Here is an 18,680-nt window from a genome sequence, read left to right on the forward strand (position 1 = left end):
GCGGCCGCGGTGTTTTTTCGCGCGCGACTTGACCTTCCCGCCATGGCAACACCTAGCCTTGCCCGGAATTTCCGCAGAGATGTTTCGGAGGGGCCGAAGCCCTGCGGTATGGACAGGGGTAGATGCATGCGTCGAATATCCAGAATTTCCGTGGTGGCGAGCGCCATCGCAATGGCAGCGGGCCTGGCCTACGCCACCGGCGAAACGCCACAACAGGAAGGCAAGGCGGACACGTCCGCGCCGGCGCCAGCGGGACCGAGCGTCCCGGTGGCCGAGGTGATCACGCGGGTGATTGCGCCTTCGGCGGAATTCACCGGTTTCCTGGCCGCGCCCCGGACGGTGGAACTGCGCTCGCGCGTGGGCGGCACGGTGGACGCGGTCAGCGTGCCGGAGGGCAGCCTGGTGCGCCAGGGGCAACCGCTGTTCCAGATCGATCCGCGCCCGTTCCAGGTTGCCCTGGATACCGCGCTGGCGCAGCTGCGTCAGGCGCAGGCGCTGGCCGACCAGGCGCAGACGGACTTCGATCGCGCCGAGCGCCTGGTGTCCACGGGCGCGGTCTCGCGCAAGGTCCACGACGAGGCTGCATCGACGCGGCGCGCCCGGCTGGCACAGGTGCAGGTCGCCAAGGCAGCGGTCGCGGCGGCGCGGCTCGACCTGTCGTACGCGCGCATCACCGCGCCGATTGCCGGGCGCGTCGACCGGGTCATGGTGACCGAGGGCAACCTGGTCAGCGGCGGCACGGCGGGCGGGGCCACACTGCTGACCACCATCGTGTCGATCGATCCCATGCACGTCTACTTCGACGTTGACGAAGCGACCTATCTCAACGCGGTGCGGCAGGCGCGCCCCGACGCGCGGGAAGCAAGCGCCCTGCCCGTCGACGTGGGGCTGGTCACCGACAGGGGCTTTCCCTATCGGGGCCGCCTCGATTTCGTCGGCAACCAGATGGACCGTGGCACCGGCACCATCCGCGTCCGCGCTGTCCTCCCCAACCCGGATGGCCAGCTGGCCCCCGGCCTGTTCGCCCGCGCCAGGCTGGCCACCGGCGAACCGCGCGAGACCGTCCTGGTGAACGAGCAGGCGGTGGGCACCGACCAGGGGAAAAACTACGTGCTGGTCGTGGGCGCCGACAACCTGGCCGGATACCGTCCCGTCGAACTGGGCCGGATGGTGGACGGACTGCGGGTCATCCAGTCCGGACTGCGGGCTGGCGAACGGATCATCATCAAGGGGCTGGTGCGGCCCGGCATGGCCGTCACGCCGCGCCTGGTCCCCATGGAACCCGCCGCCGCGGCGGTGCCCGAGGCCAGGCGCCAGGCAGGCGCGGCCGCCGGTGATGCGGCCGCCGCGACGGAGACAGGCCAATGAAGTTCCCTCATTTCTTCATCGCGCGGCCCATCTTCGCGATCGTGCTGTCCTTGCTGATGCTGCTGGCCGGCGCCATTGCGTTCTGGCAGTTGCCGCTGAGCGAATATCCGGCCGTCACCCCGCCCACGGTCCAGGTCACCGCCAGCTATCCCGGCGCCAATCCCGAGGTCATCGCCGATACCGTGGCCGCGCCGCTGGAACAGGTGATCAACGGGGTCGAGGGCATGCTGTACATGAACTCCCAGATGGCCACGGACGGCCGCATGGTGCTGACCATCGCGTTCAAGCAGGGCACGGACCCCGACATGGCGCAGATCCAGGTGCAGAACCGGGTATCGCGCGCGCTGCCGCGGCTGCCCGAGGAAGTCCAGCGGATCGGCGTCGTCACGCAGAAGACCTCGCCTGACGTGCTGATGGTGGTGCACATCGTCTCGCCGCAAAAGCGATATGACTCGCTCTACCTGTCCAACTTCGCCATCCGCCAGGTACGCGACGAACTGGCGCGGCTGCCCGGCGTGGGCGACGTGCTGGTGTGGGGGGCCGGCGAATACTCCATGCGCGTATGGCTCGACCCGTCGCGGGTGGCCACCCGCGGCCTGACCGCCACCGACGTGGTCGCCGCGCTGCGCGAACAGAACGTGCAGGTGGCGGCCGGCTCGGTCGGGCAGCAGCCGGATACGTCCGCCGCCTTCCAGGTGACGGTCAACACTTTGGGACGGTTGGCCAGCGAGGAGCAGTTTGGCGACATCGTCGTCAAAACCGGCGCCGATGGCCAGGTGACGCGCCTGCGCGACATCGCCCGCGTCTCGCTGGGCGCCGACGCCTACACGCTGCGCAGCCTGATCGACGGCGAATCGGCGCCCGCCCTGCAGATCATCCAGAGCCCCGGCGCCAACGCCATCGACGTTTCCAACGCCGTGCGCGCCAAGATGGAAACGCTGCAGCAAGGTTTCCCGCAAGACATCTCGTACCGGATCGCCTACGACCCGACGGTGTTCGTGCGGGCCTCACTGCAGTCGGTGGCGGTCACGCTGCTGGAAGCCGTCATCCTGGTGGTGATCGTGGTGGTGCTGTTCCTGCAGACCTGGCGCGCCTCCATCATTCCCCTGGTGGCGGTGCCCGTGTCCCTGGTGGGCACCTTTGCCGTGATGCACATGTTCGGTTTCTCGCTGAACACCCTGTCGTTGTTCGGGCTGGTGCTTTCCATAGGCATCGTGGTGGACGACGCGATCGTGGTGGTCGAGAACGTGGAACGCCACATGGCGCTGGGCGAACGGCCCATCGACGCCGCGCGCAAGGCCATGGACGAGGTGACCGGGCCGATCCTGGCCATCACCTCCGTGCTCGCCGCGGTCTTCATTCCGTCGGCATTCCTGTCGGGCCTGCAGGGCGAGTTCTACAGGCAGTTCGCCCTGACCATCGCCATCTCGACGGTCCTGTCCGCCATCAACTCGCTGACGTTGTCGCCAGCGCTTGCCGCCATGCTGCTGCGCCCGCACCATGAGGCGGCGCGGGCCGATTGGCTGACCCGCGTCATCGACCGCGCGCTCGGCGGCTTCTTCCGCCGCTTCAACCGCTTCTTCGACCGGGCCTCGCAGGCCTACGTGGTGGCGGTGCGCCGCGCGGTGCGCGGCAGTGCCATCGTGCTGCTGCTGTACGCCGGCTTCACCGGGCTGACCTGGCTGGGCTTTAACCAGGTTCCCAACGGCTTCGTGCCGGCCCAGGACAAGTATTTCCTGGTCGGCATCGCGCAATTGCCCAGCGGCGCCTCGCTCGACCGGACCGAAGCGGTGGTCAAGCAGATGTCGGAGATCGCGCTGGCGGAGCCGGGCGTGGAAAGCGTGGTGGCCTTTCCCGGCCTGTCCGTCAATGGCCCGGTGAACGTGCCGAACTCGGCGCTGATGTTCGCCATGCTCAAGCCGTTCGACGAACGCCAGGACGCCGCGCTGTCGGCCAACGCCATCGCCGGCAAGCTGATGGGCAAGTTCAGCCAGATCCCGGACGGCTTTGTCGGCATATTCCCGCCACCACCGGTGCCGGGGCTTGGCGCCATGGGCGGATTCAAGCTGCAGATCGAGGACCGGGCCGCGCTCGGGTTCGAGGCGCTGGCCCAGGCACAGGGCCAGATCATGGCCCGCGCCATGCAGGCGCCCGAGCTGGCGAACATGCTCGCCAGCTTCCAGACCAACGCGCCGCAGCTGCAGGTGGACGTAGACCGGGTCAAGGCCAAATCCCTGGGAGTATCGCTGACCGATGTGTTCGAAACCCTGCAGATCAACCTGGGATCGCTCTACGTCAATGACTTCAACCGTTTCGGCCGCACCTATCGCGTCATGGCGCAGGCCGATGCGCCATTTCGCATGCAGGCCGAGGACATCGGCCTGCTCAAGGTGCGCAACGCCGACGGTCACATGATTCCGCTGAGCGCCTTCGTCACGCTGACGCGCGGTTCCGGTCCGGACCGGGTCATCCACTACAACGGCTTCCCGTCGGCGGATATCAGCGGCGGGCCGGCGCCGGGCTATTCCTCGGGCCAGGCCACCGATGCGATCGAGCAGATCGTGCGCGAGACACTGCCCGACGGCATGGTGTACGAATGGACCGATCTGGTCTATCAGGAAAAGCAGGCGGGCAATTCGGCGCTGTACATCTTTCCGCTGGCGGTGCTGCTGGCCTTCCTGATCCTGGCGGCCCAGTACAACAGCTGGTCGCTGCCGTTCGCAGTGCTGCTGATCGCGCCGATGGCCCTGCTCTCGGCCATCGGCGGCGTCTGGCTGTCGGGCGGCGACAACAATATCTTCACGCAGATCGGCTTCGTGGTGCTGGTCGGCCTGGCGGCCAAGAATGCCATCCTGATCGTCGAGTTCGCCCGCGCCAAGGAAGACGAAGGCGCCGATCCGCTGGCCGCGGTGCTGGAAGCCGCGCGGTTGCGGCTGCGGCCGATCCTGATGACCTCGTTCGCCTTCATTGCCGGCGTGGTGCCGCTGGTGCTCGCCAGCGGCGCCGGCGCCGAAATGCGTCATGCCATGGGCATCGCGGTGTTCGCCGGCATGCTGGGCGTGACGCTGTTCGGCCTGCTGCTGACGCCCGTTTTCTATGTCGTCGTGCGCAAGCTGGCGCTGCGGCGCGCGCCTTCGCGGGCGCGCGCCGGCGCCGGCGACCTGCACGCGTGATCGCCTGGACGAATGTCGATATGAAAAACTTTCCCTTGCCCCTGCGCGCCGCCCGGCTGCTTGCCCCCATCGCGCTCGCCGCCTTGGCCGGATGCACGCTGGCGCCGCCCTATGAACGTCCGGCGCCGCCCATCAGCGCAAGCTACCCCAGCGGCGACGCCTACGCGGCCGACCCGCCGCCGACGCCCGGCGAACGCCTGGCCGCCGACCTAGGCTGGCGCGATTTTTTCCAGGACCCGCTCCTGCAGCAGCTGATCGAAATCGCGCTGGCCAACAACCGCGACGCCCGCAAGGCCGCGCTCGACGTCGAAGCGGCCCGCGCGCTCTACCGCATCCAGCGCGCCGCACTGATGCCGAACCTGGACGTCGCGGCCAGCGGCGCGGCGCAACGCCTGCCCGCCGACCTGGGCGCCACAGGGTCCGCCGACATCGCCCGTCGCTACGATGCGGGCGGCATCACCACCGCCTGGGAGCTGGATCTCTGGGGCAGATTACGCAGTCTCGGCGACAGGCAACTGGCCGCCTACCTGGCGCTGGATGAAACCCGTATCGCCACGCGCATGAGCCTGGTGGCCGAAGTGGCCGCCGCCTACCTGACCTTGCGCGCCGACCAGGAACTGCTGCGCCTGACGACCGACACCCTGGCCACCCAGCAGCGTTCCTATGACCTGACGGCCCAGCTGGCGCGGGTCGGCAACGCGACGCAACTGGACCTGCGCCTGGCGGAAATCACCCTGCGGGCGGCCGAGGCAGACCGCGCCGCCTACACACGCCAGGCCGCCAGGGATCGCAATGCCCTGGTGTTGCTGCTGGGTCAGCCCCTGGCGCCGGCGCTGGCGCGGCAACTGGACCAGGCCAACACGCTTCCCGACGGCATCGTGCCGGCCACGTTGCCGAGCGGGTTGCCGGCGCAATTGCTGGCGCGGCGTCCCGACCTGCGCGCCGCCGAACAGCGCCTGCGCGCCGCCAACGCCAACATCGGCGCCGCCCGCGCCGCGTTTCTGCCGGCCATCAGCCTGACCGGCGCGGCCGGCACCGCCAGCGCTTCGCTCGATGGGCTGTTCGACGCCGGCTCCGGCGCCTGGCGTTTCCTGCCGCAGATCACGCTGCCCATTTTCCGCGGCGGCGCCTTGCGCGCGAACCTGGACCTGGCGCACGTTCAGAAGCGCATCGAGATCGCCAGCTACGAGCAATCCATCCAGGCCGCCTTTCGCGAAGTGGCCGACGCGCTGGCGGGCAAGCGCACGCTGGACGAACAGATCCGCGCCGAGCAATTATCGGTCGCCGCCAGCCAGCACGCCTACGCGCTGGCTGAACAGCGCTTCCGGGAGGGCATGGACGACTCGCTGGCATTGCTCGAGACCCATCGCACGCTGTACGGCACGCAGCAGGCGCTGGTGCGCACGCGGCTGGCGCGCCTGACCAACCTGATTGACCTGTACAAGGCGCTCGGTGGCGGCTGGACGGCGACCACCGTACCACCGCGCGCGGACGCGGCCATCGCGTCGCGGTGACGCGGCGGCGCGGTACGCCGGGATGACGCGCCGGACCGCTGGCAATGCCTCCCGCTACGGGGCGCGCTGCCAGCGCCGCAGCAGCGACAAGGCGCGGCTGCAGGCGGTTGCGGTGTGGAACTCGATCAGCCCGCCGAGCGTACGCGCCGCGGCCGGCATCTGGCGGGATAGCGCCGCATCGCAACGCTGCCCGACGCTGTCGATGATGCGTTGCTGGCCAGCCTGGACCAGCGCAATCAGGTCGGCCAGGCCGTCGGCGGCGAATCGCCGCTGGAACGCCGGCGACAGGCGCGCCACGCGGTTCGACATCGCCGCCGCGCCGTAGAAGGACGCCGTCGGTCCGGTCGTTCCATCGTTCGCCAGCTGCAGGATCATCGTGTTCCAGACGATCATGTCCACCAGCACCGTGGCGGCGCTGAGGTGCGAGCGCGACGGCCCCGGGATCGCAACCGCATGGCGGTAGCGGCTTGGAGGAATCGCCATCATCGCCGCCTGGAATCTGCCGTGGCTGGCGTGCAGGGTGCGCAGGAGCGCCTGTTTCGGGGTAAGCAGTGTCATCCAGCCATCCACTCCGGTCACGGCGGTCATCCGCCCGTCCCGCGGCCGGGCGCTTGCGGCACGGCCCAGGGCACCGGCAGTGTGGACGATGCCGGCATGGGAAGGTCAAGGGCCGGGCCGGGCGCATGGTCTCACGCAACTGGCGCCGGCATGACGCCCCTCCGTCACCGATACAGCACCGTCGGTAGCCACATGCCGATGCCCGGAAACATGTACAGCAGGAAGATCGCCACCACCTGGATGCCCATGAACGGCATCATGCCCAGGAAGATCTGGTTCAGCGTCACGTGCGGCGGCGACACGCCCTTCAGGTAGAAGGCGGACATGGCCACCGGCGGCGACAGGAAGGCCGTCTGCAGGTTCAGCGCCACCAGCAGGCCGAAGAACAGCGGATCGATGCCGAAGGCGTTGAGCAGCGGCACGAAGATCGGCATGAAGATGACGATGATCTCTGTCCACTCCAGCGGCCAGCCCAGCAGGAAAATGATGACCTGGGCCAGCAGCAGGAACTGGATCGGCGTCAGCCCCAGCGACAGCACCCATTCCTCGATGATGCGCTGACCGCCCAGCAGCGCGAACGCGGCCGAAAAGATCGACGAGCCGACGAACAGCCAGCACACCATCGCGCTGGTCTTGGCGGTCAGGAACACCGACTCCTTCAGCACCGGCAGGTTCAGGCGCCGATAGGCCAGGGCCAGCAGCGCGCCGCCCATCGCGCCCATGGCCGCGGCCTCGCTGGGCGTGGCCAGGCCGAAGGCGATCGAACCGAGCACCGCGGCGATCATCACCGCCAGCGGAAAGAACGATCCCAGCAGCATCTTGAAGATCTCCAGCCGCGCCCAGGTCAGCAGCCCGTAGAACAGGGCCAGCGCGGCCACGCAGACGCCAAGGAAGATCCAGAAGCCGCGCGGGGCGGGCTTCTCGCCGCCCGTCGGGGACGTCGACGCGGTATCGGCGGGCGCGCCGCTCCCACTCGCGGCGTCCGCCCCCGCCCGCTGCGGCGCGCCCGGCGCCGTGGCGGCCTGGCCGCCGCCATCCGTTCCGGGCGGTTCGGCCAACCCGCTGGCGGCAGGCTCGGTCACGCCGCTGGCGGGAGGTTCCGCCAATCCGTCCGCCGGCGGCTCGGCCAGCCCATCGGTGGGCGGCTCGGCCAGCCCGCCAAGCGGCGGCTCGCTCAACCCCGACTGGAATTCATCCGAGCCCAGCCGCAGCTCGGCGGGTATGTCGTACACGACCTCGGGCTGCGTCACCGCGTAGTGGACCGCGCCCACCAGCAGCCCGGCCGCGGCCAGCGGCGCCAGCGCCAGTGTCATGTTGCGCGCCAGGTAGGAGAGCGGCACGTCGCGGTTGCGCCGGCCTTTGAACAGGGCCGCCAGCATGCCCGACAGCGCGCGCGTATACCCCTGCCTGGCCAGGGTCGCCGAGGCCGCGGGCAGCGCCACGCCGCGTTCGGCCTCGGCCAGCGGCGGCGCCATGTCGGGCCGCAGTTTGGCGACGATGATGACGTAAACCATGTAGAGCGCCGCCAGCATGATGCCGGGAAACAGCGCGCCGGCGTAGAGCTGCACCACGGACACGCCGGTGGTGGCGCCGTACACGATCAGCATCACGGAAGGCGGCAGCAGGATGCCCAGGCAGCCGCCGGCCGTGATGGCGCCGGCCGTCAGGCGCACGCTGTAGCCGGCCTTGAGCATGGCCGGCATGGCCAGCAGGCCCATCAGCGTCACCACCGCGCCGACGATGCCGGTGGCGGTGGCGAAGATGGCGCAGGTGGCCAGCGTGGCCACCGCCAGCGCGCCCGGCACCCGCGCCAGCGCCAGGTGCATGCTGCGGAACAGCTTTTCGATCAGGTTGGCGCGTTCGACCAGATAGCCCATGAACACGAACAGCGGAATCGAGATCAGCGAGTCGTTGGTCATGGTGGCGTAGGTGCGCTGCACCATCAGGTCCAGCGTCTGCCCCATCGAGCGCGCCGGGTCATGGCTCTGCATGTAGTAGGCCAGGAAGGTGAACAGCACTCCCATGCCCATCAGCGTGAACGCGGTGGGAAACCCCAGCATGATCGCCACCACGATCAGCGCCAGCATCAGCAGGCCGATGTGTCCGGTGTCCAGGTTGTCCCATGGCGTGAGGAAGGCGATCATCAGCAGCACCAGGCCGATGCACGACAGGCCGAACCACAGAGCCTTGTTGATCTTCATTGCGCCGGCCCTCCGGATTTGACGTAGCGGTCGAGCCTGGCGATGTCCTCGTCCTTGACGTGCACCATTTCCTTGAGCTTGTCGACGTCGACCTCCTCGACGTCCTCTTCGCGCGAGGGCCACGCCCCGCGCCGCAGGCACAGCACGCAGCGCAGGATCTCGGCCACGCCCTGCAGCAGCAGGAACGCCCCTGCCACCGGGATGAAGGCCTTGAACGGATAAATGGGCGGCCCGTTCGCCATCAGCGAGGAATGCTCGCGGATGGCGATGGAATAGCCGGCGTAGTGCCAGCCGGCCCACACCAGCGCGATGACGCCCGGGATGAAAAAGACGATGAACAGGATCAGGTCGAGCCCGGCCTGCACCCGCGGCGGCAGGAATCCGTAGAGGATGTCGCCGCGCACGTGGCCGTTCTTGGCCAGGGTGTAGGCGCCCGCCATCATGAACAGGATGCCGTAGTACATCATCTGCAGGTCGAAGGCCCAGGCGCTCGGCTGGTTCAGCAGGTAGCGCGCGCCGACCTCCCAGCATACGTGCAGGGTCAGGATGACGATGAGCCAGGCGAAGGTCTTGCCGACGAAGGTGGAGATGCGGTCTATGAAACGGATGAATCGGATCATCGGACGTCCTGGTGAAGACGTGCGCCGCCCCGTCGCACGCGCGGCGCGGCGCCGTGGGCGGGCAGGCGCAGGCGGCGCGAGCGCGCACCCGCCATGGCGACGCGGACGCCGCCGCCCCGCCCCGGCAGGGACGGGCGGCGGCAAAGGCGTCAGCCGGTCTTGCCGCCGCGCGAGAAGTAGTGGTTGAAGGCCATCCGGTAATTGACCGTGGTGTCGCCATGCCAGCGGCCGACCCGTTCGGCGAAGGCGCGCTGGGAGTCGAGCACCTTCTTGAACAGCGGATTCTCGGCCGAACGCTTGGCGATCATCTCGTCCCAGATCTTGAGCTGCTGCTGCAGGATGGCGTCAGGCGTCTTGTAGAACTTGACGTTGTGGTCCTTCTGCAGTTTGACGTAGTCCTGGGAATAGCGGTTGGACGCCTTCCACGACATGTCGGCGCTGGAGGCCTGCGCGGCGTAGCTGAGGATGTGCTTGAGGTGTTCAGGCAGGGCGTCGTACTTGGCCTTGTTGAACAGCACCTCGAATTGCTCGGCGCTCTGGTGAAAGCTCTGCAGCATGCAGATCTTGGACACGTCCTGGAAGCCCAGCGCCAGGTCGGAAGAAGCGTTGTTGAATTCGGCGCCGTCGAGCAGGCCGCGGTCCAGCGCCGGCACGATCTCGCCGCCCGGCAGCGCGTTCACGGCCGCGCCCATCGCGGTGTACATGTCGATGGCCAGGCCGACGGTGCGGAACTTCACGCCCTTGACGTCTTCGATCTTGGAGATCGGGCGCTTGAACCAGCCGAAGGGCTGCGTCGGCATGGGCCCGTACATCAGCGACACCACGTTCACGCCCATGGCCTTCTGGATCTCGACCAGCAGTTCCTTGCCGCCGCCATATTCGTGCCAGGCCAGCAGCATGTTGGCATCCATCCCGAACGACGGTCCGGAACCCCACAGCGCCACGGCGGTGTTCTTGCCGTACCAGTAGGCCACCACGCCATGGCCGCCGTCCAGCGTGCCGGCGGACACCGCGTCCAGCAGGTCGAAGGCCTTGACCACGGCGCCGGCCGGCAGCACCTCGATCTTCAACTGGCCGCCGGCCATGTCGTTGACCTTCTGGGCGTAATCGCGCGCGAACTCGTGGAAGATGTCGTTGGCGGGCCAGGTGCTCTGGAAGCGCAGGGAAATCGGCGCGTTCTGCGCGCGGGTGACGGCGGGAAAAGCCAGGGCGGCCGCGCCGGCGGCCGCCGCGCCCGAGATGAACTTGCGGCGGGGTTTCGTAACGTGTTGCATGGTGTGCTGTCTCCTGTAAGGGCATGCATGACCAGCTTGTAGTTACTGCTCGCGGCGTCATGAGGCGCGGCGCCGATACGACGTCGGGTCGTGGCCTGGGGCGGCCGCCGCGTCGTCCGATGATTAAACCTTCCTGAACGTAAGCTGACAATCAGCTGTTTGCTGGGATTTACCCTAGGGCATGTGGACGCCGCGCCCTCACGCCCTGCCGGCCAGGCGTCCTGCCCGCCGCAACGCCTCGACAATGGTCTGGAACGCCGCTTGCCGGCTTTCGGGGTCCGGGCTGCGCAGCGCGAATGACGGGTGATACGCGACCAGCACCGGCGTATTGCCGCGCCGCAGCGACTGGCCCAGCGCGGCCTTCAGGGTCAGCTTGCGATCGGGCACCAGCGCGCCGAGCGCGGTGGCGCCCAACGCGATGATGACCCGCGGCCGGATGTCGTCGAGCTCCTGTTCCAGCCAATAGCCGCAAGCGGCGATCTCGGCTTGCGCCGGCGATTTGTGCATGCGGCGCCTGCCGCGCAGCTGCCACTTGAAGTGCTTGACGGCGTTGGTGATGTAGACCGCGTCGCGGCTCACGCCGGCCTGCTCCAGCGCCTTGTCCAGCAGCGCGCCGGCCGGGCCCACGAAGGGATGGCCGGCCAGGTCCTCCTTGTCGCCGGGTTGTTCGCCAACCAGCATGATGGTGGCGCGGCGCTTGCCCTCGCCGCCGACCGCTTGCGTGGCGTTGCGCCACAAGCCGCAGCGGCGGCAATCGGCAAGCTTGCGAGGGTGCTGGTCGGGGTCGATCTCGTCGTCCGCGTCATCGGCGGACCGCGGGTGGGCATTCATGCCGTCTCCTCGATCGGGCTTGCACGCAATGGCGCCTTCAAGGCGAGGCCGAAGGTCAGGAACGGTTGTCCACCGGCGGCGCGCCGGGCGTGGCCCGGCCCGGGTCCCATACGTCCTCGGGGGCCATGCCCGGAGGTATCTGGCGGCCGGCGCCACTGCGGTTCGGGTCCGCCGGACGGTCCGACAGGGTTCGTTCGTTTTCAGGCACGGGCTTGTGCGGCGCGTCGGCCGGGGAGTCCTGGTGGGAATGGGGTTTGGTGCTCATGGCGGCGTCCTCGCAGGGGTGTGCTCGCCGCCACGGCGGGACGCCGTGGCGGGCAGGCCTGTGCAGCAAGTGATGTGCCGCGCTACGGCAGGTTCTCGCGCAGGCTCGCCTGGCTGCGGTTCGTTTCCGCCCCGCCCATGGTGCTGCGCTAGTCGCGCACCTTGCCGGAGATCTGGCGGCGGGCCGCTCGGCCACCGCGGCGCGGACCGGCAATCAGCCTGTCGCGACGGGGGTGAACAACGTATCGCTGCCCAGCACGCGGATCCCGTCGGGCCCGCTTTCCAGGATGCGCCGTTCGCCAGCCTCGGCCCAGAGTTCGCAGCGGAACCCGTCGGCCGCCTTGAACAGGCCTTGAATTTCCATCACGGCCTGGCGCGTCATGCGCGCGCTGGCATCGAAATGACCCAGCAGTTCGCCGTGGCGGTGAATCACGATTCGGTGTTTGAGCATACGATGCGGTCCAGCCAGTCGTTGAAGACGGCGCGGGCGGCGCCGCGCAGGTCGGCCTGCACTGCCGGCGCCTGGGCCCGCAGCGTCGCCGGGTCGATGCCGGCGCGGGCCAGTTCGCAGGCGTGCCCGACCAGCCAGTGCTCGAAGTTGCCCAGATCGGCCTCAAGGTGGAATTGCAGCCCGAGCACGCTGTCGCCGTACTCGAACGCCTGGTTCGGTCCCGCCGCCGTGCCCGCCAGCCGGATGGCGCCCGCCGGAATGTCGAACTGGTCCCCGTGCCAATGCAGCACCGGCGTATCGCGCAGGCCTGCCAGCGCCGAGCGCTGGCCCTGGTCGGTCAGCGTCAGGGCGCCGAAGCCGATCTCCGGCCCGCCCGCCATCGGGTAGACGTTGGCGCCCAGGGCCCGCGCGATGAGCTGCGCACCCAGGCAGATCCCCAGCGTCGGCGCCCGATTCGCCAGGCGCGCGCGCACCAGTTCCAGCTCCCGCGCCAGGAACGGATAGCGCGGCTCATCAAAGGCTCCCATCGGACCGCCCAGCACCACCAGCAGATCCGCCCCCAGCGCGTCTGCCACCGGCAGATCCTCCACCGGCGCGTCGACATGGCGCACGGTGTAGCCGCGCGCCTGCAACAGCGGCTCCAGCACGCCAAGGTCTTCGAAGTGGACGTGGCGCAAGGCAATGGCGTTCAGGGTCATGAGGGTCGGCTTCCAGGATGGGCAGTAGCGGCAACGCGCCTGTGGCGTTGATCGCTATTATTGTCCTATGCCAAAATATTATCAAGACCCAGGACAAACAAGAAAGCGTGACGCGACCAAGCGACGCGCGGCCGCCACGGACGCGCGAGCATTGAATGACAACCCGATATGGCGCGCCGCGCCGTGGCTCAGCGCAGGCTGTGCCCGATATCCTGCGCCAACTTGCGGCACTGGGCGGGCGTCATGCCGGAAAGCGTGATCCGCAGTCCATTGATGCCGCCCTGGACCCCGAAGGCGCCGCCATGCCGCACCAGCCAGCCCTTGCGCGCCAGCGCCAGGGCGACCGCCTGGTCGTCGGTATCCAGCGGCACCCAGAGATTGAGGCCGTCGCCGTTCTCCAGGCAGGGCAGCCCCTGCTCGCGCAATGCATCTTCCAGCTGCCGCCTGCGCGCGGCATAGTCCTGGCGCGCCCGCGCCATCTGGCTGGCCACCTGGGGCTGGCCCAGGGTCACTTCCACCATGTCCTGCAGCAGATGGCTGACCCAGCCGGTGCCCGAGGCCAGCCGCGTGCGCAATTGGCGCGAGGTGGCGGCATCGCTGGCGACCAGCGCCACCCGCACGTCGGGGCCCAGCGCCTTCGAGAAGGACCGGATCAGCGCCCAGCGCTGCGTCTGCGGCGCCAGCGCGCTGTGGTAGGCGGCCTCGGACAGCAAGGCGAAATGGTCATCCAGGATGACCATCACCTGCGGGTGCCGGGCGAGCACGCGCGCCAGGGCGCGCGCGCGCTTCGCGCTCAGCCCGCACCCGGTCGGATTGTGCGCGCGCGGCGTCAGGATGACGGCCCGCGCGCCCTTTTCCAGCGCCGCTTCCAGCGCCTGCGCCTGCATGCCTTCCGCGTCGACCGGCACCCCGACCGGCTGCAGGCCCGCAACCCGCAACATGTTGATGCTGCTCAGGAAACACGGGTCCTCGACCGCCACCCGGTCGCCGGACACCAGGTAGGAACCCAGCAGGCGCTCGATGGCGTCGACCGCGCCATGCGTCAGGTTGATCTCGAACGCGGCCGGGCAGTCCGGCGTGAACCAGCCCCGGGCGTAGTCTTCCAGGCCCGGGTTGACGGTGGCTTCGCCGTACAGCCGGGGCACGTACGGACGCGCGGCGAATGCCGCGGTCAGGTCGGGCAGCCAGGCCGGATCCGGATTGCCGCTGGCCAGGTCCGCCAGCGGCGTATCCGCCTGCGCGCCCTCCTGTTCCCGGGGACCGGACGGGTCGCGGATGATCGTCCCCAGGCGCCCCTGGGTCAAGGCGATCCCCGCCGTCGCCAGCCGCTTATAGGCGGCGGCGACCGTGTTGCGGTTGACGTCCAGCTCGATCGCCAGGTCGCGCACTGGCGGCAGCGCCTGCCCCGCCCGCAACGATCCGGATTGCAGCAGGCCGCGCACGCTCTCGAAGATCTCCGCGGCGGTCTTTCCTTGTATTTTCATATGGGCCTGGGTCAATACCGGCAAGGGCGCTGACATAACGATGGCGCCATGAAGTCAATGCGCCAGTTTGACATGATTGCCTTGCCGGCGAAAGCGCGCCCCCCGGCCGGCTACGCGACGCAGTCCACGTAGTAGCGCGGCTTGCCGCCCTCGTCGGGCAGTTCCACGAAACCGTGGATATCGGTGCCGAACCCCGGGCATTCGCGGTTCAGCTCGCGCGAGAATTTCAGGTACTCGACAATCGTGCGGTTGAAGACCTCTCCGGGGATCAGCAGGGGAATGCCGGGCGGATACGGCGTGATCAGGTTGGTGGTGATCCGGCCTTCGAGATGGTCGACCTCCACCCGCTCGGTGCGCCCCTGGGCGATGCAGGCGTAGGCGTCGCTGGGTTTCATCGCGGGCGTCACGTCGGCCAGGTACATGCGCGTGGTCAGGCGGGCGATATCGTGGGCGGCGTAGGTCTCGTGCACGGACTGGCATACGTCGCGCAGTCCCCGGTTTTCATAGCGCGGGTGTTTCGCGCAGAAATCCGGCAGCACCCGCCACATCGGCTGGTTGCGCTCGTAATCCTCCTTGAACTGCTGCAACGCCGTCACCAGCGAGATCCAGCGGCCCTTGGTGATGCCGATGGTGAACATGATGAAGAAGCTGTACAGGCCGGTCTTCTCGACAATGACGCCGTGCTCGGCCAGGAACTTGCTGACGATCGCCGCCGGAATGCCCTCGGCGGCGAAATTGCCGGCCAGGTCCAGGCCCGGCGTCACGATGGTGGACTTGATCGGATCCAGCATGTTGAAGCCGTCGGCCAGGGGCCCGAACCCATGCCAGTCCTGTCCGTCGCCCTCGTCGCGGATGATCCAATCCTCGGCCGGGCCGATGCCTTCCGGCGCCAGGGCGTCGGGTCCCCACACCTTGAACCACCAATCGTGCGCGGCCAGATGCGAACCGACCTCGCGCATCGCGCGCCGGAAATCCATGGCTTCGGCGATGCTCTCCTCCACCAGCACCGTGCCGCCCGGCGGCTCCATCATCGAGGCCGCCACGTCGCAGCTGGCGATGATGGCGTACTGCGGACTGGTGCTGGTATGCATCAGGTGGGCCTCGTTGAAAAGGTGGCGGTCCAGCTTGCGTGTCATCGAATCCTGCACCAGGACATGGCTGGCCTGGCTGATCCCCGCCAGGAGTTTGTGCGTGGACTGGGTCGAATACACCATCGAGCGGCTCGGCCGCGGCCGCCGCCGGCCCATGCAGTGGTAGGCGCCATAGAACGGGTGGAACACCGCGTGCGGCATCCAGGCCTCGTCGAAATGCAGCACATCCACATAGCCGTCGAGCGCGGCCTTGATCGTCTCGGTATGGTAGATGATGCCATCATAGGTGGACTGGGTCAGCGCCAGGATGCGCGGACGCGCCTGCTCCGGGTCGACGTGGCGCAGCAAGGGGTGGGCTCGGATCCTGTCCTTGATGGCCTGGACGTCGAATTCGCCGCGCGGGATCGGCCCGATGATGCCGAAGTGATTGCGCGTCGGACGCAGGAACACGGGAATGGCGCCCGTCATGATGATGCTGTGCAGGATGGACTTGTGGCAGTTGCGGTCGACGACGACCACATCGCCCGGAGCCACCGTGTGATGCCACACGATCTTGTTGCTGGTGCTGGTGCCATTGGTCACGAAAAAGCAATGGTCGGCGTTGAAGATGCGGGCCGCGTTGCGCTCGCTCGCGCCGATGGCGCCGTTGTGGTCCAGCAATTGCCCCAGTTCCTCGACCGCGTTGCACACGTCCGCGCGCAGCATGTTCTCGCCGAAGAACTGGTGGAACATCTGCCCGACCGGGCTTTTCAGGAAGGCCACGCCGCCGGAATGCCCGGGGCAGTGCCAGGAATACGAGCCATCCTCGGCATAGTCCAGCAACACCTTCAGGAACGGCGGCTTGACGCCTTCCAGGTAGGCGCGGGCCTCGCGCACCAGGTGGCGGGCAACGAACTCCGGCGTGTCCTCGAACATATGGATGACGCCCTGGAGCTGGCGCAGGATGTCGTTCGGGAGATGGCGCGCCGTCTGGGTCTCCCCGTAGACGTAGATCGGCACGTCGGCATTGCGGCGTCGCACCTCGCCGATGAATTCCCGCAGCGCCAGCAAGGCCGGCGCCAGGCCTTCGCCATGCGTCAGTTCCTCGTCGTCGATCGACAGGATGAAGGCGCTGGCCCGGCTCTGCTGCTGCGCGAACTGGCTGAGATCGCCATAGCTGGTGGTGCCGAGCACCTCGAAACCCTGCGCCTTGATTGCCTCGGCCAGCACCCGGATGCTCAAGCCGGAGGTGTTCTCGGAACGGAAGTCTTCGTCAATGATGACGATGGGAAATTGAAACAGCATCGTTGTCCTCGATCGATGGATGGCCGCCCGCGGGGCAGCCCGGCTTCAAGGACAACGGCGCAGCGCCACGGCAATCCTCACGGCGCGATGCGATGCAGGTTTTCCGCTTGCTTTTGTTTTGTCCTATGACATAATTATAGCCACGTCAGGACAAACCAGGACGTAACGGCGCGGTGGCAGAGTGGTCATGCGACGGATTGCAAATCCGTCCAGGTTGGTTCGATTCCAGCCCGCGCCTCCAGGCCATTGGGGGCCGCGCGCGGCAGCGGCGGGGCCGCTAGGCGGCGCGCGGTTCGCGCGTCTTGGCGACGGCCACCGAGAGCGTGGCGGGCAAGGCCACGCCATTCTTGACGGCCAGGATCTCGGCCATGACGCTGACGGCGATCTCCGCCGGCGTGCGGCTGCCGATGTAAAGGCCCACCGGTGCCCGCAGGCGCTTGAGCGATTCCTCGGTCTCGTCGAAATGCTCGATCAGCCGCTGGCGGCGCAGGTCGGTGTTGCGCCGCGAGCCGATCGCGCCGACATAGAAGGCCGGGCTGTGCAGCGCCTCCAGCAACGCCAGGTCGTCCAGCTTGGGATCGTGGCTCAGCGCCACGATGCAGGTGCGCGTGTCCGGACGCATGGCGCGCACGGCATCATCGGGCATCTCGGTGGTCAGGCGCACGCCCTGCACCGACCAGGCGCCCAGGTGCTCGACGCGCGGATCGCAAAGCGTGACCGCGAAATCGTTGAACAGCGCCATGGTCGCGACGTACTCGGCCAGCGCCCCGGCGCCGATGAGCAGCATGCGGTACTGCGGCCCCAGCGTGCTGGACAGGGTGGCGCCATCGAAATGCAGGGCCTGCGGCGCCGAAGCCGGCGCCTGCGTCACCGCGCCCGTCGCGCAGTCGACGCTGCGCCTTACCAGCTGCCCGGATTCCAGCTGCCGCACCAGCGTGTCCAGCGCGGCGACGTCGGGATCGAACTCCAGCAGCAGTTCCAGGGTGCCGCCGCAAGGCAGGCCGAAGCGGTGCGCATCGTCGGCGTGGACGCCATAGCGCACCAGTTCCGGCGTCGCACGCGGCATGCCCGCGCCGCCGTGGGCGCGGGTATAGCGCAGCACCAGATCGTCCTCGATGCAGCCGCCCGAAACCGAGCCGACGCAGCGGCCGTCCTCGCGCAGCGCCATCATCGAACCCGTCGGGCGCGGCGACGATCCCCAGGTGCGCGCCACCGTGGCCAGCAACACCCGCTCTCCCGCCATGGCCCAGTCGCGCGCGGCGCGCAACACGCGTACATCCACACTTTCCATTCAGCCCGCTCCTTGCAGGGACTGGCGGGCGGCAAGCAGCGACTCGGCCCACGCCAGGTCTTCCAATGTATCGATATCGGCCACGATGCCCGGATCGTCCAGGGCCAGCGCCAACACCTCGCCGGCCAGCCGGCGCGCCGCCACCACCGCGGCGGCGCCCGTGTCTCCGGAGAGCCGCGCCAGGGCCTCGTAGCAGGGCCGGCCAAAGCCGACCGGGTGACCCTGCCGGCCATTCCAGAACGGCTGCACCACCGTGGCGGCCGCCAGGGCCCGCGCCACCTGGCGCAGGCTGTCGGCGCCGACCAGCGGCAGGTCGCCCGGCAGGATCAGCCAGCCCGACGCCCGCGGCGTGGCGCGCACGCCGCGGGCGATGGAATCGCCCATGCCGGCCGCCGGATCGTCGCCGGGCAGCACCACATGGCAGGGCAGGCCCGACCGCGCCACCGTATCCCGCACCCGCTGCAACACCGTGATGCCGGCCAGGGGCGTATCGAGCTTGTGCCGGGCGCCGCCGGAGCGCGCAAAGCGCTCGCCCCGGCCGGCGGCCAGCACGATGACGACAGGTGTATCCATTGGCG

Annotated in this window: 15 protein-coding genes and 1 tRNA gene; 4 read left to right on the top strand and 12 right to left on the bottom strand. The window is 68.6% G+C overall.

Going from position 1 to position 18,680, the window contains the following annotated elements:
• Positions 1-126 precede the first annotated feature (126 nt).
• From AC6CR5_RS11065 to AC6CR5_RS11075, 3 genes are read left to right on the top strand one after another with little or no spacing between them, the layout of a single operon-like run.
• Positions 127-1,368, top strand: a complete 1,242-nt coding sequence (locus tag AC6CR5_RS11065) for an efflux RND transporter periplasmic adaptor subunit (RefSeq protein WP_045953264.1) — start codon at positions 127-129, stop codon at positions 1,366-1,368.
• A complete protein-coding gene (locus AC6CR5_RS11070) occupies positions 1,365-4,541 on the top strand; it encodes an efflux RND transporter permease subunit (protein WP_054437024.1) in 3,177 nt (1,058 codons plus the stop codon). Before AC6CR5_RS11065 ends, AC6CR5_RS11070 begins: the two co-directional genes overlap by 4 nt.
• Before the next feature lie 20 nt (positions 4,542-4,561).
• Complete coding sequence (locus AC6CR5_RS11075) at positions 4,562-6,055, top strand: efflux transporter outer membrane subunit (RefSeq protein ID WP_498085619.1); 1,494 nt, start codon at positions 4,562-4,564, stop codon at positions 6,053-6,055.
• Positions 6,056-6,109: 54 nt separating this feature from the next.
• Here the strand turns inward: AC6CR5_RS11075 and AC6CR5_RS11080 are convergent, their stop codons facing one another.
• The 10 genes from AC6CR5_RS11080 to AC6CR5_RS11125 all read right to left on the bottom strand — a co-directional run bounded on the left by AC6CR5_RS11080 (position 6,110) and on the right by AC6CR5_RS11125 (position 16,811).
• Entirely contained in the window at positions 6,110-6,613 is a 504-nt protein-coding gene (locus AC6CR5_RS11080; RefSeq protein ID WP_053530720.1) for a ClbS/DfsB family four-helix bundle protein, read from the bottom strand.
• 164 nt (positions 6,614-6,777) lie between these two features.
• A complete protein-coding gene (locus tag AC6CR5_RS11085; protein ID WP_498085620.1) occupies positions 6,778-8,814 on the bottom strand; it encodes a TRAP transporter large permease in 2,037 nt (678 codons plus the stop codon).
• Positions 8,811-9,434: a TRAP transporter small permease subunit gene (locus tag AC6CR5_RS11090; RefSeq protein ID WP_006384200.1), complete on the bottom strand. Its 624-nt coding sequence runs from the start codon at positions 9,432-9,434 to the stop codon at positions 8,811-8,813. Before AC6CR5_RS11090 ends, AC6CR5_RS11085 begins: the two co-directional genes overlap by 4 nt.
• Before the next feature lie 149 nt (positions 9,435-9,583).
• On the bottom strand, positions 9,584-10,708 hold the full coding sequence (locus tag AC6CR5_RS11095; protein ID WP_020928681.1) for a TRAP transporter substrate-binding protein: 1,125 nt from the start codon (positions 10,706-10,708) through the stop codon (positions 9,584-9,586).
• A 198-nt stretch (positions 10,709-10,906) separates the two neighbouring features.
• Entirely contained in the window at positions 10,907-11,539 is a 633-nt protein-coding gene (locus tag AC6CR5_RS11100) for a UdgX family uracil-DNA binding protein (protein WP_498085621.1), read from the bottom strand.
• 55 nt (positions 11,540-11,594) lie between these two features.
• Entirely contained in the window at positions 11,595-11,804 is a 210-nt protein-coding gene (locus AC6CR5_RS11105; RefSeq protein ID WP_006384197.1) for a hypothetical protein, read from the bottom strand.
• Positions 11,805-12,017: 213 nt separating this feature from the next.
• Positions 12,018-12,254 carry a hypothetical protein gene (locus AC6CR5_RS11110; protein WP_047991336.1) on the bottom strand — a complete coding sequence of 79 codons (237 nt, stop codon included), beginning with the start codon at positions 12,252-12,254 and terminating at the stop codon, positions 12,018-12,020.
• Positions 12,233-12,952, bottom strand: a complete 720-nt coding sequence (locus AC6CR5_RS11115; RefSeq protein ID WP_026382840.1) for a glutamine amidotransferase — start codon at positions 12,950-12,952, stop codon at positions 12,233-12,235. The genes AC6CR5_RS11110 and AC6CR5_RS11115 overlap by 22 nt, the downstream gene beginning before the upstream one ends.
• Positions 12,953-13,140: 188 nt before the next feature.
• Complete coding sequence (gene ptsJ / locus AC6CR5_RS11120) at positions 13,141-14,436, bottom strand: MocR-like B6 salvage transcription factor PtsJ (RefSeq protein WP_047991338.1); 1,296 nt, start codon at positions 14,434-14,436, stop codon at positions 13,141-13,143.
• Positions 14,437-14,546: 110 nt separating this feature from the next.
• Positions 14,547-16,811, bottom strand: coding sequence for an Orn/Lys/Arg family decarboxylase (locus AC6CR5_RS11125; protein WP_498085622.1), 2,265 nt, complete (start codon positions 16,809-16,811; stop codon positions 14,547-14,549).
• A 167-nt stretch (positions 16,812-16,978) separates the two neighbouring features.
• Between AC6CR5_RS11125 and AC6CR5_RS11130 the strand changes: the two genes are divergently transcribed.
• A tRNA-Cys gene (locus AC6CR5_RS11130) sits at positions 16,979-17,052 on the top strand.
• Between the two features lie 36 nt (positions 17,053-17,088).
• Here the strand turns inward: AC6CR5_RS11130 and AC6CR5_RS11135 are convergent.
• Positions 17,089-18,102 carry an XdhC family protein gene (locus AC6CR5_RS11135; RefSeq protein WP_006385130.1) on the bottom strand — a complete coding sequence of 338 codons (1,014 nt, stop codon included), beginning with the start codon at positions 18,100-18,102 and terminating at the stop codon, positions 17,089-17,091.
• Positions 18,103-18,675, bottom strand: a complete 573-nt coding sequence (locus AC6CR5_RS11140) for a nucleotidyltransferase family protein (protein ID WP_227739980.1) — start codon at positions 18,673-18,675, stop codon at positions 18,103-18,105. It abuts the gene before it with no gap.
• Positions 18,676-18,680: the final 5 nt, after the last annotated feature.

The organism is Achromobacter sp. EG18, from assembly GCF_059759395.1.